This window comes from Deltaproteobacteria bacterium, from assembly GCA_019308905.1.
Classification (GTDB): domain Bacteria; phylum Desulfobacterota; class BSN033; order WVXP01; family WVXP01; genus JAFDHF01.
On sequence record JAFDHF010000017.1, the window covers coordinates 25,186 to 45,291 of the forward strand.

General features: G+C 56.5%; 17 protein-coding genes. 8 read left to right on the forward strand and 9 right to left on the reverse strand.

Annotation, left to right across the window (positions count from 1 at the left end; translation table 11 throughout):
• The first annotated feature begins 34 nt into the window (after positions 1–34).
• From JRJ26_07775 to JRJ26_07805, 7 genes are all read left to right on the forward strand, one after another.
• On the forward strand, positions 35–1,123 hold the full coding sequence (locus tag JRJ26_07775; protein ID MBW2057379.1) for a hypothetical protein: 1,089 nt from the start codon (positions 35–37) through the stop codon (positions 1,121–1,123).
• Between the two features lie 558 nt (positions 1,124–1,681).
• Positions 1,682–2,305: a TetR/AcrR family transcriptional regulator gene (locus tag JRJ26_07780; protein ID MBW2057380.1), complete on the forward strand. Its 624-nt coding sequence runs from the start codon at positions 1,682–1,684 to the stop codon at positions 2,303–2,305.
• A gap of 63 nt (positions 2,306–2,368) precedes the next feature.
• Positions 2,369–3,583, forward strand: a complete 1,215-nt coding sequence (locus tag JRJ26_07785; GenBank protein MBW2057381.1) for an efflux RND transporter periplasmic adaptor subunit — start codon at positions 2,369–2,371, stop codon at positions 3,581–3,583.
• Positions 3,584–3,585: 2 nt separating this feature from the next.
• A complete protein-coding gene (locus tag JRJ26_07790) occupies positions 3,586–6,759 on the forward strand; it encodes an efflux RND transporter permease subunit (GenBank protein MBW2057382.1) in 3,174 nt (1,057 codons plus the stop codon).
• On the forward strand, positions 6,759–8,195 hold the full coding sequence (locus JRJ26_07795; protein ID MBW2057383.1) for an efflux transporter outer membrane subunit: 1,437 nt from the start codon (positions 6,759–6,761) through the stop codon (positions 8,193–8,195). The genes JRJ26_07790 and JRJ26_07795 overlap by 1 nt, the downstream gene beginning before the upstream one ends.
• A gap of 204 nt (positions 8,196–8,399) precedes the next feature.
• Positions 8,400–8,618, forward strand: coding sequence for a LysE family transporter (locus JRJ26_07800; GenBank protein MBW2057384.1), 219 nt, complete (start codon positions 8,400–8,402; stop codon positions 8,616–8,618).
• Between the two features lie 208 nt (positions 8,619–8,826).
• A complete protein-coding gene (locus JRJ26_07805) occupies positions 8,827–9,906 on the forward strand; it encodes a lipid A deacylase LpxR family protein (GenBank protein ID MBW2057385.1) in 1,080 nt (359 codons plus the stop codon).
• Between the two features lie 85 nt (positions 9,907–9,991).
• Here the strand turns inward: JRJ26_07805 and JRJ26_07810 are convergent, their stop codons facing one another.
• A complete protein-coding gene (locus JRJ26_07810; protein MBW2057386.1) occupies positions 9,992–10,855 on the reverse strand; it encodes a prenyltransferase in 864 nt (287 codons plus the stop codon).
• Positions 10,856–10,983: 128 nt separating this feature from the next.
• On the reverse strand, positions 10,984–11,763 hold the full coding sequence (locus tag JRJ26_07815; protein ID MBW2057387.1) for an IclR family transcriptional regulator: 780 nt from the start codon (positions 11,761–11,763) through the stop codon (positions 10,984–10,986).
• A gap of 191 nt (positions 11,764–11,954) precedes the next feature.
• Between JRJ26_07815 and JRJ26_07820 the strand changes: the two genes are divergently transcribed.
• Positions 11,955–12,275: a MoaD/ThiS family protein gene (locus JRJ26_07820; GenBank protein MBW2057388.1), complete on the forward strand. Its 321-nt coding sequence runs from the start codon at positions 11,955–11,957 to the stop codon at positions 12,273–12,275.
• Here JRJ26_07820 and JRJ26_07825 read toward each other — a convergent pair.
• From JRJ26_07825 to JRJ26_07855, 7 genes are all read right to left on the reverse strand, one after another.
• Positions 12,253–12,705, reverse strand: a complete 453-nt coding sequence (locus JRJ26_07825; GenBank protein MBW2057389.1) for a GNAT family N-acetyltransferase — start codon at positions 12,703–12,705, stop codon at positions 12,253–12,255. The genes JRJ26_07820 and JRJ26_07825 overlap by 23 nt on opposite strands.
• 34 nt (positions 12,706–12,739) lie before the next feature.
• Positions 12,740–15,268, reverse strand: coding sequence for an FAD-dependent oxidoreductase (locus JRJ26_07830; protein ID MBW2057390.1), 2,529 nt, complete (start codon positions 15,266–15,268; stop codon positions 12,740–12,742).
• A 23-nt stretch (positions 15,269–15,291) separates the two neighbouring features.
• Positions 15,292–15,579, reverse strand: coding sequence for a 4Fe-4S binding protein (locus JRJ26_07835; GenBank protein ID MBW2057391.1), 288 nt, complete (start codon positions 15,577–15,579; stop codon positions 15,292–15,294).
• Positions 15,580–15,636: 57 nt separating this feature from the next.
• On the reverse strand, positions 15,637–16,521 hold the full coding sequence (gene bzdQ, locus JRJ26_07840; protein MBW2057392.1) for a benzoyl-CoA reductase, bzd-type, subunit Q: 885 nt from the start codon (positions 16,519–16,521) through the stop codon (positions 15,637–15,639).
• A 50-nt stretch (positions 16,522–16,571) separates the two neighbouring features.
• On the reverse strand, positions 16,572–17,348 hold the full coding sequence (locus JRJ26_07845) for a CoA activase (protein ID MBW2057393.1): 777 nt from the start codon (positions 17,346–17,348) through the stop codon (positions 16,572–16,574).
• A gap of 144 nt (positions 17,349–17,492) precedes the next feature.
• The gene (gene bzdO, locus JRJ26_07850; protein ID MBW2057394.1) at positions 17,493–18,800 is read right to left on the reverse strand and encodes a benzoyl-CoA reductase, bzd-type, subunit O; all 1,308 of its coding nucleotides are present in this window, start codon (positions 18,798–18,800) and stop codon (positions 17,493–17,495) included.
• A 27-nt stretch (positions 18,801–18,827) separates the two neighbouring features.
• Positions 18,828–19,976, reverse strand: a complete 1,149-nt coding sequence (locus JRJ26_07855) for a 2-hydroxyacyl-CoA dehydratase (protein ID MBW2057395.1) — start codon at positions 19,974–19,976, stop codon at positions 18,828–18,830.
• Positions 19,977–20,106 lie beyond the last annotated feature (130 nt).

Here is a 20,106-nt window from a genome sequence, read left to right on the forward strand (position 1 = left end):
ATCGTCTTCAACAACAACATCGGGGGCTTCCGAGATGGCCAGAGCAGACAAACAGGGCACCACGGCGGTACGGCTACTCCTGATCCTTCTCTGCTCCGTGATCGTCTCGCTGTCCGCCTGTTCGTCACTGAAATCGCGCAAGGGCGACGACGGGTTCGTCGAGGGCGCCACTGTCTCCCTTGATGAGCTCGAGTACACCAAGGGTCTCAATCCGCCGCGTCCTGAACGAGAAAAGCCACCTTCCCCCTCCCTCCTACCGGGAAGTCTGCCCCAGGCGGGCCTGGGAGCGAAGACCCCGCGCCTTACGGTCTCGGCGCCCGGCCCTGTTCGTCATCTGAAAAACCGGGTTCTTGTGCTGCCCTTTGAGAACAACAGCGATTACCTGGACCAGCCCTACGGCCAGATAGTCACCCGGAAGCTCGTTCAGGCTCTCGAGGGGAGTGACCGGGTCCTGGTGCTCGACACCCGCCTGGCCGCCCGTTTTGCCTCTGAGAAGGGAATCACACAGGACGATCTGTCAAAACCAATCTGGGCAAAGGCGCTCTACAGGACCCTGGGTGTTCATGCTCTTGTCTCAGGGTCGCTAGCTGCACTCAACGTGGCCTCCACCACGACTTTCGTGAGCCGGGAGATCAAGGTCGGCCTTGCAGTTGCCAGCATCAAGGCCCGCCTTGTGGACGCCTCCACCGGCAACACGATCCGGACATACGCGGTAAGGAATCCCCTTTACAAGTCCAAGGAGATAGGAGAGTTCAACAGGGAACGGGCCATCCTCCGGGCCATAGATATCGGCGTCGACCAGATCGCCCGGGGCATAAGCGATTCCCTCGAGTTTTTCGACTGGTCCGCCAGGGTGGTAAGGATCGAACCCGGCCGGGTATACATCGACTCGGGCCAGCAGTCAGGACTCCGCCGAGGCGACGTCCTCGATGTCTATGGGCCGGGCGAGGAGATAGTCAACCCCCTCACCCGGGTCTCTCTCGGCTGGGCTCCGGGACCGCTGAAGGGGCGGATCAGGGTCTCCGGTTTCTTCGGAATCGATGGAGCCTATGGAACCCCCCTCGAGGGGAATGATTTCAGGACCGAGGATCTGGTCAAGTTGAGCGAGAGCCAGCAGGAATAATGACAAATGTCAAAATTCGAGTGCCCAAAGTTTTCAACCGAGGATTGTTGCAGGTATATGATTCCACCATTTTTTTCTGTTTTGGCAGGAGAACACCCTTGTCCCCTCGCTGCTCGGCTCACACGGTGACCCTATGAAGGTTCGCCGATGGAGAGTTCCTGCCTCTTCCCCAGCAACACGACTCACGAGCACGACCCACGAATCACGAGCACGACTCACGAACACGACCTTTCCCGCCGCTTCCACAATGTCGCTCGGAGGCAAGGGTATTCTCCAAAAGCCAGGAAGCTCCACCAGCTAGCGTCCATCCGGAAACTACCCGTTGTCATTCTGAGCGAAGCGAAGAATCTCCGCTGGACCCAGAGACTGCGAGATTGTTCGTCGCTTTGCTCCTCAGAATGACACGCGAGAGCCGTGTTTCCAGACGGAAGCCAGCTAATTTCCGCTTGACAAGGAGAGATTTTGCCATAAAATGAAGAATGTGACGTCATATTCTAGAAGGTGACGTCAACTTCATACATAGGAGCTGATCTCGCCAAGGCTTCTGGGGATAGAGCAATGCAGAACGAGGAGCTCCCGCGTCGGGAAAGAGAAAGGCTCGCGCATCGTCGAGAAATACTGGCCGCAGCGCTCGAGCTTTTCTCGGAGAAGGGGTATCACAACGTCTCCATGCGAGAGATTGCCGAGAAATCCGAGTTCGCCGTCGGAACGATTTACAAATTCTTCAACGACAAAGAAGACCTTTACAAATCCCTCATGATTGACCAGGCCGATGCGTTCCATGACACCCTAACCAGGGCGATACAAGAGCCTGCCGACGAGGTGGAGAAACTGCGAAATTACGTGAAGGCCAAAAGGTCATGCTTTATGGATAACCTCTCCGTGATTCGCCTCTATTTTGCCGAAACCAGGGGGGCGAGCTTCAATATCAGGGGAGGTCTTGATAGTAAGATCCGGGAGCGATATGACGGCTTTTTGCATATCCTCGCCTCCGTTTTTGAAAGCGGCATAAAAAGGAGACGATTCAAGAGGACCGCCGACCCTTACCATCTGGCCATCGCCCTCGACAGCCTTTCCAACGCCTTTCTTTTTCTCTGGCTCGAAGCGCCTGAGCATCACCCCTACCCGGAGGATCCGGACGTCATCCTGAATATTCTCTTTAGAGGGTTACTGGAGCGGTGATTAATGCTAGGGTTTCGGCAAAGACCAAACCACCCATCATCGTCGATAGTTGGAGGATTTCTGATGCAGCTCAACCGAACAACTCATAAGCCCCCTGGATGGACTATGGTTTTGGTAGCACTGATAGGCGGGCTTTTGTTGACAGATTGCAATCGCCGGCAGCAATCCCCGCCGCCACCCCGCGTGCCTGAAGTCGGCATAGTGACGATCAAACCCCAAAGGGTCGTGCTGACCACTGAATTGCCTGGCCGCACGAGCGCCTTCCGTGTGGCAGAGATCCGGCCTCAGGTCAGCGGCCTCATACAGAAACGATTGTTTACCGAAGGTTCCTACGTCAAGGCCGGTCAGATACTCTACCAGATCGATCCTGCCGAATTCCAGGCGGCACTTGACAATGCAAAGGCCTCCCTCGCCAGGGCAAAGGCGAGTCTGCCTGCCATCAGGTTGAGAGTCAAGCGCTACAGAAAATTGCTCGCAGGCAAAGCGGTGAGCAAGCAGGACTACGACGATGCGGTTGCCGCGCTGAAACAGGCCAGAGCCGAAATCGAGTATTGGAGAGCACAGCTAAAGACAGCGCGTATCAGATTAGGATACACCAAAATTACCGCACCCATCTCCGGCTGGATCGGTAAATCCAACGTAACTGAGGGCGCTATTGTAACCGCCTATCAACCCACGCCTCTTGCCACCATCCAACAACTGGACCCCATCTATGTGGATGTGCCCCAATCCACCGCAGAACTCTTGAGCTTAAAACGGGGATTAGAAGAAGGGCCAATCTATAGTGATGGTAAAACCAGTCTCACGGTCAGGCTGATTCTAGAAGACGGCACTCCTTATCCGTTGGAGGGCACATTACGGTTCCGTGACGTATCTGTCGATCCGACAACGGGATCTGTAATCCTGCGAATGGTGTTTCCAAATTCAAAAGGTGTCCTCCTCCCCAAAATGTTCGTCAGGGCAGTTATTACGGAGGGAGTCAAAGAAGATGCGATTCTTGTGCCTCAGCAAGGTGTAAACCGCACACCCAAGGGTCTACCCTATGTGCTGATTGTCAATAAGGGGGGAAAAGTCGAAAGGCGAATGTTGGAGTTGGACCGGGCCATTGGCGACAAGTGGCTGGTTACCTCGGGGCTTGCCCCGGGCGATCGGGTGATTGTCGAGGGGCTCCAGTTCGTGCGGCCCGGAATGCCGGTAAAGGCGACTCCATTTAATCCGAAAAAAGGTAGGATGCAGCCTCAAACTGCGCCAAAGGAGCGGCAGGGAGGAGGTGCCTGATGATCTCCAGATTCTTCCTGGACCGTCCGGTTTTCGCATGGGTTGTTGCCATTGCCATAATGAGCGCCGGAGCGCTGGCCATCCGTTTTCTGCCCGTGTCGCGGTATCCTGATCTTGCCCCGCCTACCATAATGGTCATGGCCTATTATCCGGGTGCCTCCGCGGAAACGGTGGAAAACTCAGTTACACAGGTCATTGAAAACCAGATGGCCGGTCTTGAGGGAATGATCTATCTTTCTTCTACCAGCGATTTGTCCGGGACCTGCCGTATCGAGCTGACCTTCAAGCCGGGCACTGATCCGGACCTTGCCTGGTCCAAGGTGCAGAACAAACTCCAGCTTGCCATGGCCAGTCTGCCGAGGGTGGTCAGGGAACATGGGGTTGAGGTTATGAAGGCCACCCGCAATTACATGATGGCAATCGCCACTATCTCAGAAGACGGCAGTATGGACAGGGTAGACCTGATGGACTATGCCAAGTCGAACCTGGAAAAGATACTTTCGCGGGTCCCGGGAGTCGGCGAAGTCCAGGTCTTCGGCGCCGAATATGCAATGCGCGTCTGGCTCGACCCCGACAAATTGACTAATTACCACCTCACCGTGGAAGATGTCATCATGGCGCTTCGGGCTTACAACGTGGAGGTCTCCGCCGGCCAGTTCGGCGGGGCGCCTGCGGTCAAGGGCCAGCGGCTGAATACATCCATCATTGTTCAGCATTACCTTAAAACCCCGGAAGAATTTCGCTCCATCCCCCTTCGAACAAATCCGGACGGATCGATTGTCCGGGTAAAAGATGTTGGGCGAGTGGAGTTGGGGGGAGAGCGTTACGACATTGAAGGGTGGTATAACGGTAAGCCCGCTGCGATGCTTGTCGTTCGGAAGGAGCCAGGGGCCAATTCGCTCAAGACCGCGCAACGGGTAAAAGATAAGCTCGCCGAGATGAGCCCCTACTTCCCCCCGGGACTCAGGGTGGTTTACCCTTACGAGACCGCACCCTTTACCAAGGCGGCCATCAATGAGGTCTACAAGGCCCTGGTGGAGGCAGTCATCCTTGTATTTTTTGTGATGTTGCTTTTTTTAGGGAGTTTTCGTGCGACCGTAATTACAACGATCGCCATGCCTGTGGTGGTGCTGGGGACATTTGCGAGCCTGGGACTTTTTGGCTTTTCGATAAACATGCTGACAATGTTCGCGATGGTGCTTGCCATCGGCTTCCTGGTGGATGATGCCATCGTCGTGGTGGAGAATGTCGAGCGAATTATGGCCGAAGAAGGCCTTTCGCCAAGAGAGGCCACGGAAAAGTCCATGGATCAAATCACCAGCGCACTTATCGGGATAGGGCTCGTGCTCACAGCACTGTTCGGCCCGATCGCGTTCTTCCCGGGTTCCACCGGCATCATTTACCGTCAGTTCTCCCTCACTATCTGCGCGACTACGGTGCTCTCTGTGGTGGTGGCTCTCATTCTTACGCCGGTGCTCTGTGCCTCGATCCTCAAGCCTGTACCAAAGGGACACGAGGCTGCTGAAAGCGCCCCCTGGCCCCTCCGACCTTTCCTGCTATGGTTCGACCGCTTCTTTTTCCGGTTGCGGGACATGGTTGTGCGAGTTGTCGGGCACTCGGTCTCCCGGCTGCTCCGGTACATTCTCCTTTATATCCTGATAGTGGGCGGGCTCGCATTCATTTTCTTGAGAATGCCAACGAGTTATCTTCCTGATGAGGACCAGGGGGTCCTGATGGTTCAGGCGACTCTCCCGTCCGGCTCTACCCTGGAACAGACCCAAGGTATTTTGAACCAGGTAGGCGATTATTTTCTCACCAATGAGAAAAAAGCAGTTGAGTCTTTTGGGTGCGCAGCGGGGGTATCCCTGGCCGGCATGGGCCAGAACGTGGGCATAGGATTTGTAAAACTGAAGGACTGGAAGTTCCGCAAGAGCCGGGAGCAGAGGGTCTGGGCCATACAGGAAAGGGCCATGAGGGCATTTTCCCGGATCAAGAGCGCCATGGTGTTTGCGTTTCCGCCGCCAGCTATCGCGGAGCTGGGAAACGCCACGGGATTTGACTTTGAACTCCTGGACTTTTCTGGCCAGGGGCATCAGACACTGATGGCCGCGCGGAACCAGCTTTTGGGCATGGCCATGCAGGACCCGCGACTTATGAGGGTTCGGCCGAACGGTATGGATGACGTGCCCCAATACGAGATTGATATCGACTGGGAGAAGGCGGGTGCAATGGGGGTTCCCATCACTTCGATTCACAACGTGATTTCTGCGAGCTTCGGGAGCGCATATGTCAACGACTTTGTTAAGTCCGGGCGCGTGAAAAGGGTCTACGTACAACTGGATGCCCCATACCGCATGTTGCCGCATGACCTGAAGAAACTCTATGTCCGCAACACAAAAGGGGAGATGGTCCCGTTTTCCTCTTTTGCCTCCGGACGGTGGACCTATGGCGGCGCCAAGCTCGAGCGCTACAACGGCTTTCCCTCGATCAACATCTGGGGTGAACCCGCACCGGGCCGCACGAGTGGCGAAGCCATGGCCGCCATGGAAGAACTGACTTCCAGATTACCCAAGGGGTTTGCCTTTGACTGGACCGGGCTCTCCTACCAGCAGAAAATGGCCACCTCCCAGGCCCCCCTGCTTTATGCCTTTGCGGTCTTCCTCACCTTCCTCTATCTGGCCGCCCTTTACGAGAGCTGGTCGGTACCACTCTCGATCCTGCTTATATTGCCGCTGGGAGCCGTCGGCGCGCTTCTGGCTTCATACTTGAGAGGATTGCCCAATGATGTTTACATGCAGATCGGCATGCTTAACACACTGGGCCTCACTACGAAGAACGCGATTCTGATCGTACAGTTTGCCAAGGATGCGCTCAAGCGTGGCATGAGTTTGAAGGACGCCGCGCTCGAGGGCGCCAGGCTTAGGTTTCGGCCTATTGTAATGACGTCGTTGACCACCGGCCTTGCTGTCCTTCCGCTTGCGGTTTCAACAGGCCCTGGATCAGGCGCAATGAACGCAATCGGCACATCTCTGATTGGAGGCATGGTCACCGGCGTCCTTCTCGTAGTTCTCTTCGCGCCACTATTTTACGTGCTGATTCAAAAAACCCTTGGTAAACGCAACCAGCCCCAAGCGGTTCGGGCCGCTGAGACAGAACCATCCGGGGGTCAGTCATAATGGACAGGGATCTTCTTCTTGTAATTATCGGATTTGCCATATTTGTGGGCGGCTGCACCATGGCTCCGAAATACTCCAGACCTGAAGCTCCGGTTTCTGCCCACTGGCCTGCTGGTGCGGCATACAAAGAAACTAAAGCTCCGATTGGGATACCGACAGGTCCGGAGCTGAGGTGGTGGGAATTCTTCGCCGACGAACGCCTTCAAGAAATTATTGAGACCGCCTTGAACAACAACCGGGATCTGCGGCTTGCCGCCTTGAACGTGGAAAGGGCACGGGCCCTCTACGGTGTTCAACGGGCCGAGCTGTTTCCCTCGGTCAATGCGGTTGGTGCAGGAATCAAGCAACGGAGTTCCTCAGATCTTACGCGCCCCGGAGAGCCGAGGACAACCAAGCAATTCAGTGTCAATCTGGGCCTTGCTTCTTGGGAGATCGACTTTTTCGGCCGTATCCGCAGCCTCACGCAGCGGGCCTTGGAACACTATCTGGCCACGGATGAAGCCCGGCGCAGCGTGCAGATCGCCCTGGTGTCCGAGATTGGCAGGGCGTATTTCGCCCTTGCCGCCGATCGGGAGAAGCTCAAGCTGGCCCGCTCCACCCTCGATACCCAGCAGGGAGTTTATGATTTGATGCAGCAGCAATATGAAGTTGGGGTTGCAAACCAGTTGGACCTGCGCCGAGTACAAACTCAGGTAGATGCGGCCAGGAGGGATGTTGCACGGTATACCCAACTGGTGGCACAGGACCAAAATGCGTTGAACCTTCTGGCAGGCTCTCCGGTGCCGGAAAATCTCTTGCCGCGGGACCTGACGGGTGTTAGCCCTCCAAAAGATATTTCCGCAGGCCTGTCATCCGGCGTGCTTCTGAACCGGCCTGATATTATAGCCGCAGAACGTCAGCTCAAGGCGGCATATGCTTATATAGGAGCTGCACGGGCCGCATTCTTCCCCCGAATCTCTCTGACAACCTCTCTAGGAACCGCTAGCAACGAGCTCTCCGGTCTCTTCAGTTCCAGCTCTAACACCTGGAACTTTGCCTCACAAGTAATTATGCCGATTTTTGACGCCCGCACCTGGGCTGCGTACAGGGTCAGCAAGGTTCAGCGGAAAATCGCACTGGCCCAATACGAAAAGACCATTCAGACGGCCTTCAGGGAAGTGGCCGATGCCCTTGCCGTGCAAGGTACCGTAGACGAGCAACTCTCGGCACAACAATCTTTGGTCAATGCTTTGGAAGATACATACCGCCTTGCCATACAACGTTACACAAGTGGGATTGACAGCTACCTGAGCGTCCTTGATGCGCAGCGGTCTCTCTACTTCGCCCAGAAGACGCTGCTAACGCTACGGCTGACAAAGCTCGCCAACCAGGTGAGGCTTTATGCGGTATTGGGCGGGGGCGGCGACAATCCCAGGGCACACAAAGGCGGATCATAGAAGAATCTTTGAAGCGCCATATACAACCCCGGGCGGCTTGCCCTGTCAATCCCGTTACCATTAGATGATGCCGTGGGGCCCGGTTTCAATTGTGCTGTCACGGTTAATGAAAAACCGACCGAGCTTGATCAAACATACGGTTTTCTTGAGCACTGCTTCGAAGACAAGTACCAGGAAACGCCAAAGTGGAGGGATAGCCTTGCTTTGCCCAGGCCCCTCTTGACTGCAACCGTTTCCGAATCGGCCCTCACACGGCTCAAAGCCGGCTTCCTCGTCATCACGGAGCACGACCTATCGGGCGCCTTGCAGGTGATCGCCATTGTCCTCGGATTGGCCCCTTTTCTCAAGGCTCCCTTGGTCATGGGCTTCATCGCCCTTCCAGGGAGCAGGATGCTGCTCTGGATACGAGTCGATGTGGTCTGAACCCTGTGGGGGGGCGACCATAGGCCTTGGATACCTGGTAGTCGCCATGAAGTTCGGTTTGGCGCTAGGTGTCATCTCTTATTTCCAGATCACATCGATGACAATTATGCCTAGCATACGCTTATTTCTCTTGGAGTGAGCCGGGGGAACAGACTCCTCGAGGATAGAAGTTATCAGGCAAAGCGTGTCAAAGAGGATGTTCCGGATCATGTATCAATTGGGAAAATATGGACTTCTTCTGACAGTCGTGTCTCTTGTTCTTGGAGGTAGACCGGTTTATGGACAAGAGCTGCCATCACCTGACCCGGGGAAATTTGATGGTGTGGAGCGGGCGACCTTTCGCTTTGAATTCGATAACGACGTCTTCTTTGGGAAAGATAATAAGATTTCCAGTGCCTGGTCGTTGCAGAAGCATTCAGCGGCCGCTGGGGGATGGGACACGTTGGAGGATGTTCCCGGGTTCATCAGGCGCTGGGGCAGGATCATTCCAACCCTAACTGAGAAAGAGCTGGTCTGCCGGGCCGGCATTGCCATCGGCCAGGTTATCCAGACGCCTGATGACCTTTCGCGCAGGGATCTCATCGAAGACGATGTGCCTTATGCGGGGGCGCTTACCTTACAGGCAACCTGGTATGCCTTCAACAACGACGAGTTTCGTGGCTTCGAGATCACCGCAGGTGTGGCAGGCCCGCCCTCGCTGGCCGAACAGACCCAGAGAACGGTTCACCGTCTTATCAATAGCGAAGATCCCAAGGGATGGGACAATCAGCTTTCCACCGAGCCGGTAATTAACTTCAACTATATGCGCAAGAAAAAGATCTCGGACTGGAGCATTCCCGTGGGGCTCTGTTTCGATGCCGCGATAAACGGTAATGTCGGATTGGGCAATCTATTCACCCAGGCCAGCGCAGCATTGGAGATACGCTTTGGCCGCAACATGCCGAGAGGCTTCGTCTATGTGCCGGATCCCATCGGCCTGAGCATGCATTACATGGCCTCTCTGAAGCCCGGCGATCCCCAGGCGGTATCCTTCTATGCCACGCTGGTGTTGCGCGGCAGTGCCTTTGCGCACAATATCTTCCTTGATGGAAACACGTTCCGCAAGAGCCACAGTGTGAAAAGGGAACCACTGGTCGGGATGATGATTGCCGGTCTGCATTACGAGCGAAAGAACTGGGGGATTCACTTCAATGCTATAGTATCCAGCCACGATGTAGATACGACCAAGGCACCTGCAGCAGAGGGCCGCGAGCGTTTGGGCACCATCGTTGTCGAGTGGCGGTTTTAGACGGTTCGAATCGGAGTGTGATGCGGAATCAGCAGTCGTCTCATCGTCTCAGCTCTTAATCACGTTTTCGGTTTTGAAAAGGGTTTTACCCGACAAACAACCCGATTGCAACCAGCACAGGAGTAAGGATAACCACTATGACGTTCAGGCCCATATAAGGCTGCAACTTCTTGATATTTTCACCATATCTAAAGGCGCCATAGAAGGCAATCAGGGCTGCCGGAATGGTAAGCAAACCGAGCATGGTAAATGCGGGAAACATTCTAATACGAACGCCGAAAAGGATTACAATATAGGCAAGCAGGAGAAATGCGCCATAAACAAGGCTGCTGACCCGCAAACCCACAGCAATCGGAAGGTGTCTCCTTCCCGCATCTCTATCGGCTTCAACATCCGGGAACTGATTCAACAGCAACAAATTACTTACCAGGAAGAAAGGGATCAGTGAAGCAATGCCCGCTGGTGAAGAATACGACGCTGTGAGCACAAAATGAGTACCCATAACCATAATAGGCCCAAAGCCTAATCCAGGGGCGATCAAACATAACAATGGGTTGCGGGTGAACCAGTTTGTATAGAAAAACACCAACATGATTCCAACAAGGCCCAGGGGAAGAAGAAGCAGCCCTCTGAGAATCACAAAATAGATACCGATCAAGATAGTGACGACAAGGGCTGTCAATCCTGTGACCAAGGCACGCCACGCCGCGCCAGGATTTCCAGGCAGGGTGCCACTGCCGCCGCTAAACGGTGTACGCTTGGTCTTGAAGTCCAGACCGCTTTTGAAGTCAAAATATTCATTTAACGAGTTGACGCTAATGTGTGCTGAAACCCCTCCGGCAAAAGCCAGGATCACATATGGAAAACTCACACGGCCGGACGTCCAGAAGGCAGTTGCCACACCAAGTAGGACGCATGCAGGGGTTAAGAACAGAAAGGGTAACCGCATCGGGCCTAAAATGTCTCTATCCATCGCCCAACAATACCTCCCTAAATATCCATCAATCTCCCCGCCCCTCGGGCATCAGAGAGGGACCCACTTGAAAGATCGAATTTGAGCTTTGGTATTCAGCCGCCTCATGGGCGGCTCTTCCTGAGAGCCTTCTCGATTGTGCCAGCCGCCCGCCTGACCTCCTCGATGATTCGTTCTCTTCTTTCGTCTGTGAGACTCGAACTGAATGCCACAGACCAGAGAGCACTCAGAGGATAGCCGTCGACCACGATGGGAGCAGCGACGGCAGTCACCCCCATGAGGTACTCTCCGTCATCGAAGGCAAAGCCGCGCTCCGATACCCTGTCGAGCTCCTTGAGGTACTCGTCCATGTCGGTGATGGAACGAGGAGTATATCCCTTCAATCCCTTTCGGTTCAAAAACTCCAGGGCCTTCTCTCTTTCCATGTTGGCCAGAAAAACCTTCCCCACGGCCCCGGCCCGCAAGGAGAGCCTCGTGCCCCTGGGAGCAGTGACCTTGAATTCCTTCGGAGAGTCGACGGCGCCCACAATGGTGACGTGGTCCCTGTTCAGCACGCCCAGAAAGGCCGTCTCCTCGGTCCGCTCCACCAAAGCCTCCATGGGACCCCTGCCAACCTCGGCGAGCTCCAGGTGGGGAAGAGCTTTTCTCACCAGTTCGAGGAGGGTGAATCCTACGCGGAACCTCTTGGTTCGATCATCCCGGATCACCACCCCGAGCTCCTCCATGGCAGCCGTAATCCCATGGACCGTACTCTTACCCATCCCCAGCTTCCTGGCCAGTGCACTGACCCCCATTCCCTCACTCGCATCACCTAGAACCTTGAGAATCTCGAAAGCCTTGGCCACAGATGGCGCCGAGTACCGCTTCCTATCCATTCCGTCCATCGAGGAGTTCCCCGCCCCTTCAGATCGATATGCGGCCACCATTGATACCCAACGTGGATCCAGGGTATATTAACCCCCGAAGGACATTTTGTCCTTCTGAGGAGCCAAGCGACGGAGAATCCAGATTCCAGTCCTGCTATCTAACCGGAAATCTCGGATTCTCCGCGATTCCGCCCCCCACAGGAGTTGCCATGAGAATCAGAATCGAGGTCCTGGGACTTCCAGAGCTCTCCGCCGCCCTTGCCAAGGGGGAGACAATCCTGGAACTACCGGGCACATCAGCCACCGCCCGGGACGTCCTCGGCCGGCTCATAGAAAAATTCGGCCCCCCTGCAAGGAAAGCGCTGTACGATCAGAGGGGCGCCCTCAACTCCCTCATCCAGATAGCCCTTAACGGCGAGAAGTTCATCTCCCCTAATAGACTCGACACGCCCCTCCACGAGGGCGACACCCTGACTTTCATGCTCCTGATGGCCGGAGGAGAAGATGTCAGATCCTTAATTCCAGATTGATCATGTCCCCCCTGGTGAAGCCCATCCGATCGAAGAACTGGAGCAAACCCCAGTCACGCCAGTTGACAAAGGTGTAAACCGTACTGACGCCTACCTTCCTGAGATTATTTGTCATCTCGGCCATCAGCGCCCTTGCCACCCCCTTCTTCTGGTAGTCCGGGTGGACTCCAATGGTGTCGATCCATCCGACACTCTCAGGAACACCGTACTCCCATCCGCTGGCATCCCCTATTATAAAGCCCACCACCTTCCCCTCCACTTCAGCAACCAGGGAAGCCAGAGGGGAGCGCCTCTCAGCAAGCTCGAGCTTCATCTGCCAGTATTCGGGGCGGCCTTTTCCCAGCACCCGGGTATCGATATCAACGATCGCATCGAGATCCTCATACCTCATAGCCCTGATTCTATACTGTTCCATCCCGTCGAGTACCATCTTTTCCCCCACAAAGTAGTGAGACTCGTCCCACTCAAAACAGATCGTCAAGCTCATCCTCGCCGCCTTCGGGGAGCCTCCCGTACCTCTGGAGGTATTGCTGGATCAACTCGCTCTCCCGTTGGGTGTACATCCGATCCTCTTCGAAAACAAAGTGGGTGGCTTTTTGGTTTGAACCGAGCTGCTCCATAAGGGCTTTGCGAAGATTCGCCACCCCCTTGATGGAAAGAACATTCCTGTTCCCGTCAAGGAGCTGGTAAACACCCTCGGCCTCAGGAACCCCGCTTACCGTGTCCTCGTTGAGTTCCAGCCACCTCTCAGGTGGAAGGGTCACAGGCGTGATTGTCAACCTGAGGTCGCACCGGAGGCATCTCTTGGCCTCACGGACAGCCATCTCGCCGTCATAACCGAGATCGATGGGGGAAAAACACCTGCCCCTCTCTTCCGGCATCAGCCGGGGAACCGCGACCCGCGGCACATCGGCAAAGCCCTCTTCCCTTCCCAGCCGGGGATCGATGCGACCTCGTTCAAAGAGCACCTCGTCGATATCGCCGCTTCCCCCCAGAAACCGATCGATCGCCGCTGCGGCCTTTCTCCCCGAAGCCACGGCGTCGATCACACTCCCCGGCACCGCAACCGCGTCACCCCCGGCAAAAACCCCTCTTGCCGTGGTCTCCATGGAGTCCCTGTCGACCTCGATCAAGCCGCCGCCGGTGGTCTTGATACTACCGTTACCACCGAGAAAGGAGAGATCGCATGCCTGCCCGATCGAGAGGATAACCGCATCGGCCTCCAGGGTCATTGTCGTTCCCGTATCATAGGACGGACTGAACCGTCCCTGGTCATCGAATACCGAAGTGCACCGGACGAGTTCGATGCCGGTGACTCTGTCTCCATCCACCAGAATCCGTTTCGGCCCCCACTCCGGATGGAACAGAACACCCTCGGCCAGAGCATCCTCGCACTCCCACTCGTGAGCCGGCATCTCCTCCCTTTTCTCGACACAGGCCAAATGGATCTCATGGGCTCCAAGCCGGCGCGCCGTCAGTGCCACATCGATGGCCACATTGCCTCCCCCGATCACCACGGCCTTACGTCCGATCTCAACCGCTTTGCCCCGCTTGATCTCCTTGAGAAAATCGAGCCCCCAAAGAACACCCCTCTCCTTCGAACCTTCGATCTCCAGCTTCCGGCTCAGCCGAGCACCCACCGCCAGAAAGACCGCATCGTGACGGCCGGTCAGTTCACTCAGAGAGACACCGTCGCCGACAGTCGTGTTGGTTCTGACCTCGATTCCCGACTCGAGTATCTCCTCGAGATCCTGCTGGAGCACCCCCGCTGGAAGCCGGTATTCCGGAATTGCCAGCCACATCATACCTCCAAGCCGATCCTCTGCCTCGTAGAGGACCACCTCATGGCCGGCCTTTCTCAGGTAGAAGGAGGCAGTCAACCCCGCAGGTCCTCCCCCGACCACGGCGACACTCCGACCCGATGGAGGGGCCATCCCGGCCCGCTTTCGCCATAGACCTCTGTCGTTCTCTGCGGCAAAACGCTTCAGGGCCCGGATCGATACAGGCTCGTTCACCTCACCCCGCCTGCAGGACGCTTCGCATGGATGGAAGCAGATGCTTCCCAGAACCCGCGGAAGGGGAACCTTCTCGCGGACCACCGCCGCCGCCTCCGAGTATCTCCCCTGCGACACCAGATGCACATACTCTGGCACATCGATTCCTGCGGGACATTCGGCCTTGCATGGAACCAGTGCCGCTTCCCGGTCCGCACCTGTTTCCCTGTCGAGCAAGGCGCCTGTCGGGCAGACCTCGACGCAGGCCGTACAGAACCTGCAGGCCGATTCTTTCAGGGTGGGGCTCAAAGACCCCACGATCACGCCGCCCTTCTCGTCGAATACGAATCCGAGAGCCTCGACCCCCCGGAGTTCCCGGCACGCCCTCACGCAACGGAGACATCCGATACAGAGATTGTAGTCTCGCCGGAAAAGCGGCTCGCCATCGAGAATCGGGATCGTAGTGGGTACCCACCTGGGTGTCTCCTCCGGAATGCCGATGTACTCTGCCACCTTTTGAAGCTCGCAGTTTCCGAACTTGATGCAGCACCTCTCCTCCACAGGCACGTTGGTCGAACAGGGCTCTCTGGTACATCCCTCTCTCTGGGCGCATGTCAGACAGGCGTGGGGGTGCCCGGCCAGGATGGACGACAGGTTCCTGCGCCTCTCCTCTTGGACCCTAGGGGTGTTCGTCTCGATCACCATCCCCGGTTGAGCCGTCGTGTTGCAGGCTGTCTGGAGCTCTGCCACACCCTCTATCTCCACGAGGCAGAGGCGGCATCCTGCAAACTCGTCAAATCCCTCTCCCGAGGCGTTCTCAAATCGCTCTTTCCCCCGAAAAACCGCTTCGTTGGGTCTTGTTCCCTTTCCGGGGGGAAGGTCAGGATGGCTGCACAGTGCGGGAATGTAGATGCCTGCCGACCCCGCAGCTTCCAGAATGGTCATACCTTCCTGGATCTCCACCCGAACTCCGTCAATCGACAGGTGAGTATCGCCCATTTCTTATCCCCTGATTCCTGTCCCTACCAGGAGTGACTGATAGCACCGGGTTTGCACGCGGCCACGCATGGGAGGACCGGACGATTCGTCACGGGCTTGCAGGGACCGCAGGTATACTTGATCTTCTTCCGTTCGGCCTCCGTCACGACCGCCACAGGTTCCTCCCGAAAAGGATCATTGGGGTCCTCCATGATTTCCAGGACCCCGTAAGGGCAGGCCCTCACGCAGTCCCCGCAGCCGTCACACCTGTCCGTATCGATACTGATGAAATACTCTCCTGAACCGTCTTTGTAGCCGTAGTTCGCAAGCATGATGCCTCCCTGTGGGAGATCCGGCCCGCACGGGCACAGATCCACTTCCCCCTGTAGCTACTTCCTCCCCTTTCCTTTCTGAACCAAGGCATACCCGAAAAGTGCCGCACCCACTGCGCCGGCGATCTGGGTGTCCCACCGGGTCTTCATGGCTTGGAGGCCGACCTTCTTCATCAACCTCTCGGTGACCCCTCGATTCTTCGCCATCCCTCCCGTGATGGCGAATTCGGGGATCACACCCACCCGCTCGACAAGCGAGTAGATTCTCTCGGCCATGGCCGCACAGTAAGCCGCGAGAACCTCCTCCACGGACCATCCCTTTCGCAGGAGTCCCGTTGCCTCGCTCTTGGCATAAACCACGCAGGTGCTCGACACGGGTGCAGGTTCCTCTTTGACCTGAAATGAACGCTCGCCCACCTCATCGATGGGTACGGAGAGCAAATCGGCAAAGACCTCCATGCCCCGGCCCGTGCCTGCGGCACATTTGTCGTTCATGAGAAAGTTGGTCACCTTTCCCCTCTCATCACACTGGATGGCCTTGCAGTCCTGGCCTCCCACGTCCAGGACCGTCCTCACCTCAGGCCCGTAGATGAAGTTGGCTCCCCTGGCATGGCAAGCTATCTCCGTCACCGTCCGGTCGGCCATGGGCACGTTGACCCGGCCGTACCCTGTTCCGATGCAGTAGTCGATGCGAGACTCGGGCAGGTCCGTACCTTCCAAGGCGTAGTTCAAGGCATTCCTGGCGCTCTCGGGACTGTCGGAGCCGGTCCGCATGTTGGAATAGGCATAGATTTCGCCGTCTGTCATCACCACCGCCTGAGAGCTCACAGAACCCACGTCTATTCCAAGAGTGACGATCTTCGCCCCTTTCCAGTCGATATCCGGATTGCTCCAGTTAGACTCGGTCCATCTCCAGAACTCTCTCCTTGCTTCCTCTGCCATTTCTCTGTCCTCCAGACTCACTCCTACCGCTCCTGCCTGGCAGCCTCCATCTACCGGCCCTCCTCGGCCGCGACAATGGCAGCTCCTACAGCAGCGCCAAACTCGGGATCCTCGGGGACGTAGATCCTTTCCACCTCCAGCTCCCTCTTCAAAGACTCCACGAAACCGGGGTTCCTCCCCACACCTCCGATCATTGCAATGTCCGGGTTCACGCCGATCCGGCGGATCATGGAGACTATGCGGCTCGCCATGGCATCATGAATCGCCCGGCTGATATCCTGCTTTTCAGTCTTGGCGTGGATCAGGCCGACAACCTCCGACTCCGCAAAGATCGCACACTGAGCGTTCATGGGGATTGTCTTGTCAGAGGTCAGAGCCAGAGGGCCCATCTGTTCCAGAGGCAACTCCAGAGCCCTGGCCATGGCCTCGATGAAGGCCCCCGCCCCTGCCGCGCACTTCTCGTTGATAGCAAAATCGACGACCTTGCCCTGTTCATCGATCTTGACGGCCCTTCCCTCTTCGGCCCCCACGTCGGTGACGGTCCTTGAACCGGGGAAGAAGTAGTTGGCCGCTTTTGCCATGGCCTTTATGTCGTTGACCTTGATATCGGCCTGTTTGATCTCCGCCGCGCCTGAGCCTGTTCCACCTATGTGGTCAAGATCCTCCTCTTTCAATCCTGCGGCCTTCAGGGCGGCCTCGAGGGATGCCTTTATCGCCTCGGCCTGATCGAAACCTGTCAGGTTCTGCCCCTTGCCCACGATCTTGCCGTCTTTGAGGATGACGGTCTTGGTATTTTTGGCACCGCAATCGATTCCTGCAGTCAACATGATCCACGAACCTCCTGAATTCTGTAATCGCCTCGAGGCGGCCAGGGGCCGTCCTCAACCACCTGGAAGCCATGAGTGGCTCCTGACCGAACCTGCTCGGAGCACTCGCCGACTGCCCCTGCAACCGACTTCTATCGGCAGCATCTAGCCCGGTCTCTTGAGCCCCAGACTCTCCAAGAAGATATCCATACGGTTGGTCACCGCCTTTTCGTCGAATTCCCGCTCATCGCCCATGTTGCCCTCATAGGTCATCACCTTGTGTCCCCTCTCTAGGAGACCCAGCCGATTTTCGGCAATGCCCGTGGAGAGCCCCTCGCACCCCCGGTTGTAATGGAGAATGATGCCGTCGACTCTCCAGTGTCTGGCAATGGCATCCATCATCTTGGTCTTGTACTCTGGATGGTAGAAGTGCTGGTATTCCGGCTTGCTCAGGTGCCAATCGGCCAGCATCATACAGGCCTCTTCCCGGGTCTTGGGTTTGTCTCCAGGCATCGGCCTCGGCAGAAACTCGCCCTCTTCCTCATCATACAGCCACATCCCCTCAAGGCCGAAGGTATAGAGGGAACCGATCGAAACGGCTCCCCAGGTCTCCAGGTGGCGGTAGATCCCTAGGAACCCCCACGGAGGCTGGGTATCGGTCATCACCCTTGCCTGCTCATTCGCCACGGCGGCAATCCCCCTTCTCACCCGGTCTTCCACCTCTTCGAGCAGCTCCTCATAGAAGTCCGCGAATTCCCCGTTGGATTTCTGTAGGGTACCGAAGACATAGAGGGAATAGATCGACTTCTCGTCGAGTGGCGCCGGCACGGCCCTGTTGAGCATGCAGATCTTGGCCCAGGTGTGGGTAGAGCGGATGTCGTTCCAACACCCTTCAAGAAAGAGCTCGTCATCGTACTTCCTGCCCGTGATCTCTTCCATCCAGTCGATGGCATCCAACATCTGTTCGGCCACGTATCTTACACGGTGTTCGTACATCTCGGCAGCAAATGGGGGATACGGGCCGGCGCCCACATCGATGGCAAACAGGGGCACTCCTCCCTCAAGCTCGCAGGCATTCTGATACCATTTGGCATGAGAGCAACATATGTGCTGGGTAAAGGCAAAATCGGCCTTCGGGAACTTTCCGCCGAAAGCATACTCATCCGTAAGGATCGAGCCCCAGTAGTTCCTCATGTACGAGCAGAGATCCCTGGAAAAGCCGTAGTTTTCGGCAGCGGTGAGGAACCGGGCCGAAAGAGGCCTGTTGAAAGCACAGGATGCGCCATAGGGCTCACCTGTGATGCAGTAGACATCCCTTCCCAGGCCGCAAGTGACCGCATCGAGAGCCCAGGCGCTGCCCATCCACCGGATTCCGCCTTTCTCGTGGGCCTGGTCAAAGTTCCTGTAGAAGTTCTTCCTCAGCTCCTTGGCTTTTGTCCAACACTTCAGGGGCTCGGTGGGATACTTCGCCATGGTGCATTCCTCCTGATCGGGTTTTCCTCAAAAGAGATCCGCCTCGGCCTCCAGGGTCTCAAGAAACGCCTCGGTCCGGATCGCGAAAGGACCGGCAGGGACAGTCACGTCGAATTCCAGGAAGTAGGTGGGAATGCCGTTGTCCTGCAAGTGCTTCCGAACAAAGGGGATATCAGCCTCGTGGGGATCGCAGAACTTCTGTTGAAGGACGATTGCACCGTCCGCCCTCCAGTCCTTTGCGAACCGGAGAATCCTGTCCAACCGCGTCCTCACGGGCCAGTCCTTGGATGGGCAGGGGGTTCGCAACACATACCGCTCGGCAATCGCCGTTAGTGGATCCCTGTCGCCCAACTCGACTTCGTCCCAGAAATACCTTGTCGTCGTACAGTGCTCCTCGATCACCACGGTGCAGCCCACCGATTCCCGCTCGCCCAGTGTCTCGATCATCCGGATATATTCCACATCGTCGTTCTCACTACCCACGAGCATGATCCTCTTGCCCGGGTCACGGTCGAGCTTGCGGGTTGTCAGTTCCCTCTTGACCTCCTCGGCCACCGGAAGGAACTCCCGTGCGTCTGTGAAAAACTGGGCGCAGGTCATATACATGGCTTCCTCGCCGGTGATAGGCGGGTTGTCGTCTTTTCGCAGTTCGTAGATCTCTTTCATTACCCTACGGACCCTGTTCATGATGTCTATGCCCCTTCGCAGGTCGTCATCGTCTATTCTCCTCCCGGTCAACTCCTCCAGTCTCTCGATCAGGAGCCTATACTCCCCCACGAGAAAGGAAACAGCCCTTTTGCTCTGGACATGACTCGGCATGGGCAGATAGTGGCTCCAGCCCGGGTTTCTGTGGATATCCCAGCTCGTATAGGCCTGGCGAAGATGGAGACAGGATTGGCCGATACTGATACCATCGAGGTACTCATACCTCCCCTTCAAACCCTGGGCGAGCACATCACGGCAGAAGGGACAGAACATGCCGAACAGATGAGGCTCGGTCACGTCCTGAACCTCATGAGATCCGAGGATCCTCACGGGCAGCACGTCAAAGGCATAGAAGATCTCCTCAGGGGAATAAGTACAAAAAAAGCCCACCACCTTTCTTCCCGTTCTCTCCTTGTAGGACCTCGCGTATTCGTGACGATTCTCGTACCACTCCCGGAATCTCTCGATCATCCCCAAAACCTCCTCAGTAGCAGCAGTGGCCAGAAATGAACCAGAATGCCGGCGCAAAGAGTCACCGGCCCTGGAACCACGGCAATAGGTTCATTGGACTGAACAATCTTGGTAAGAGATTACACCAAGG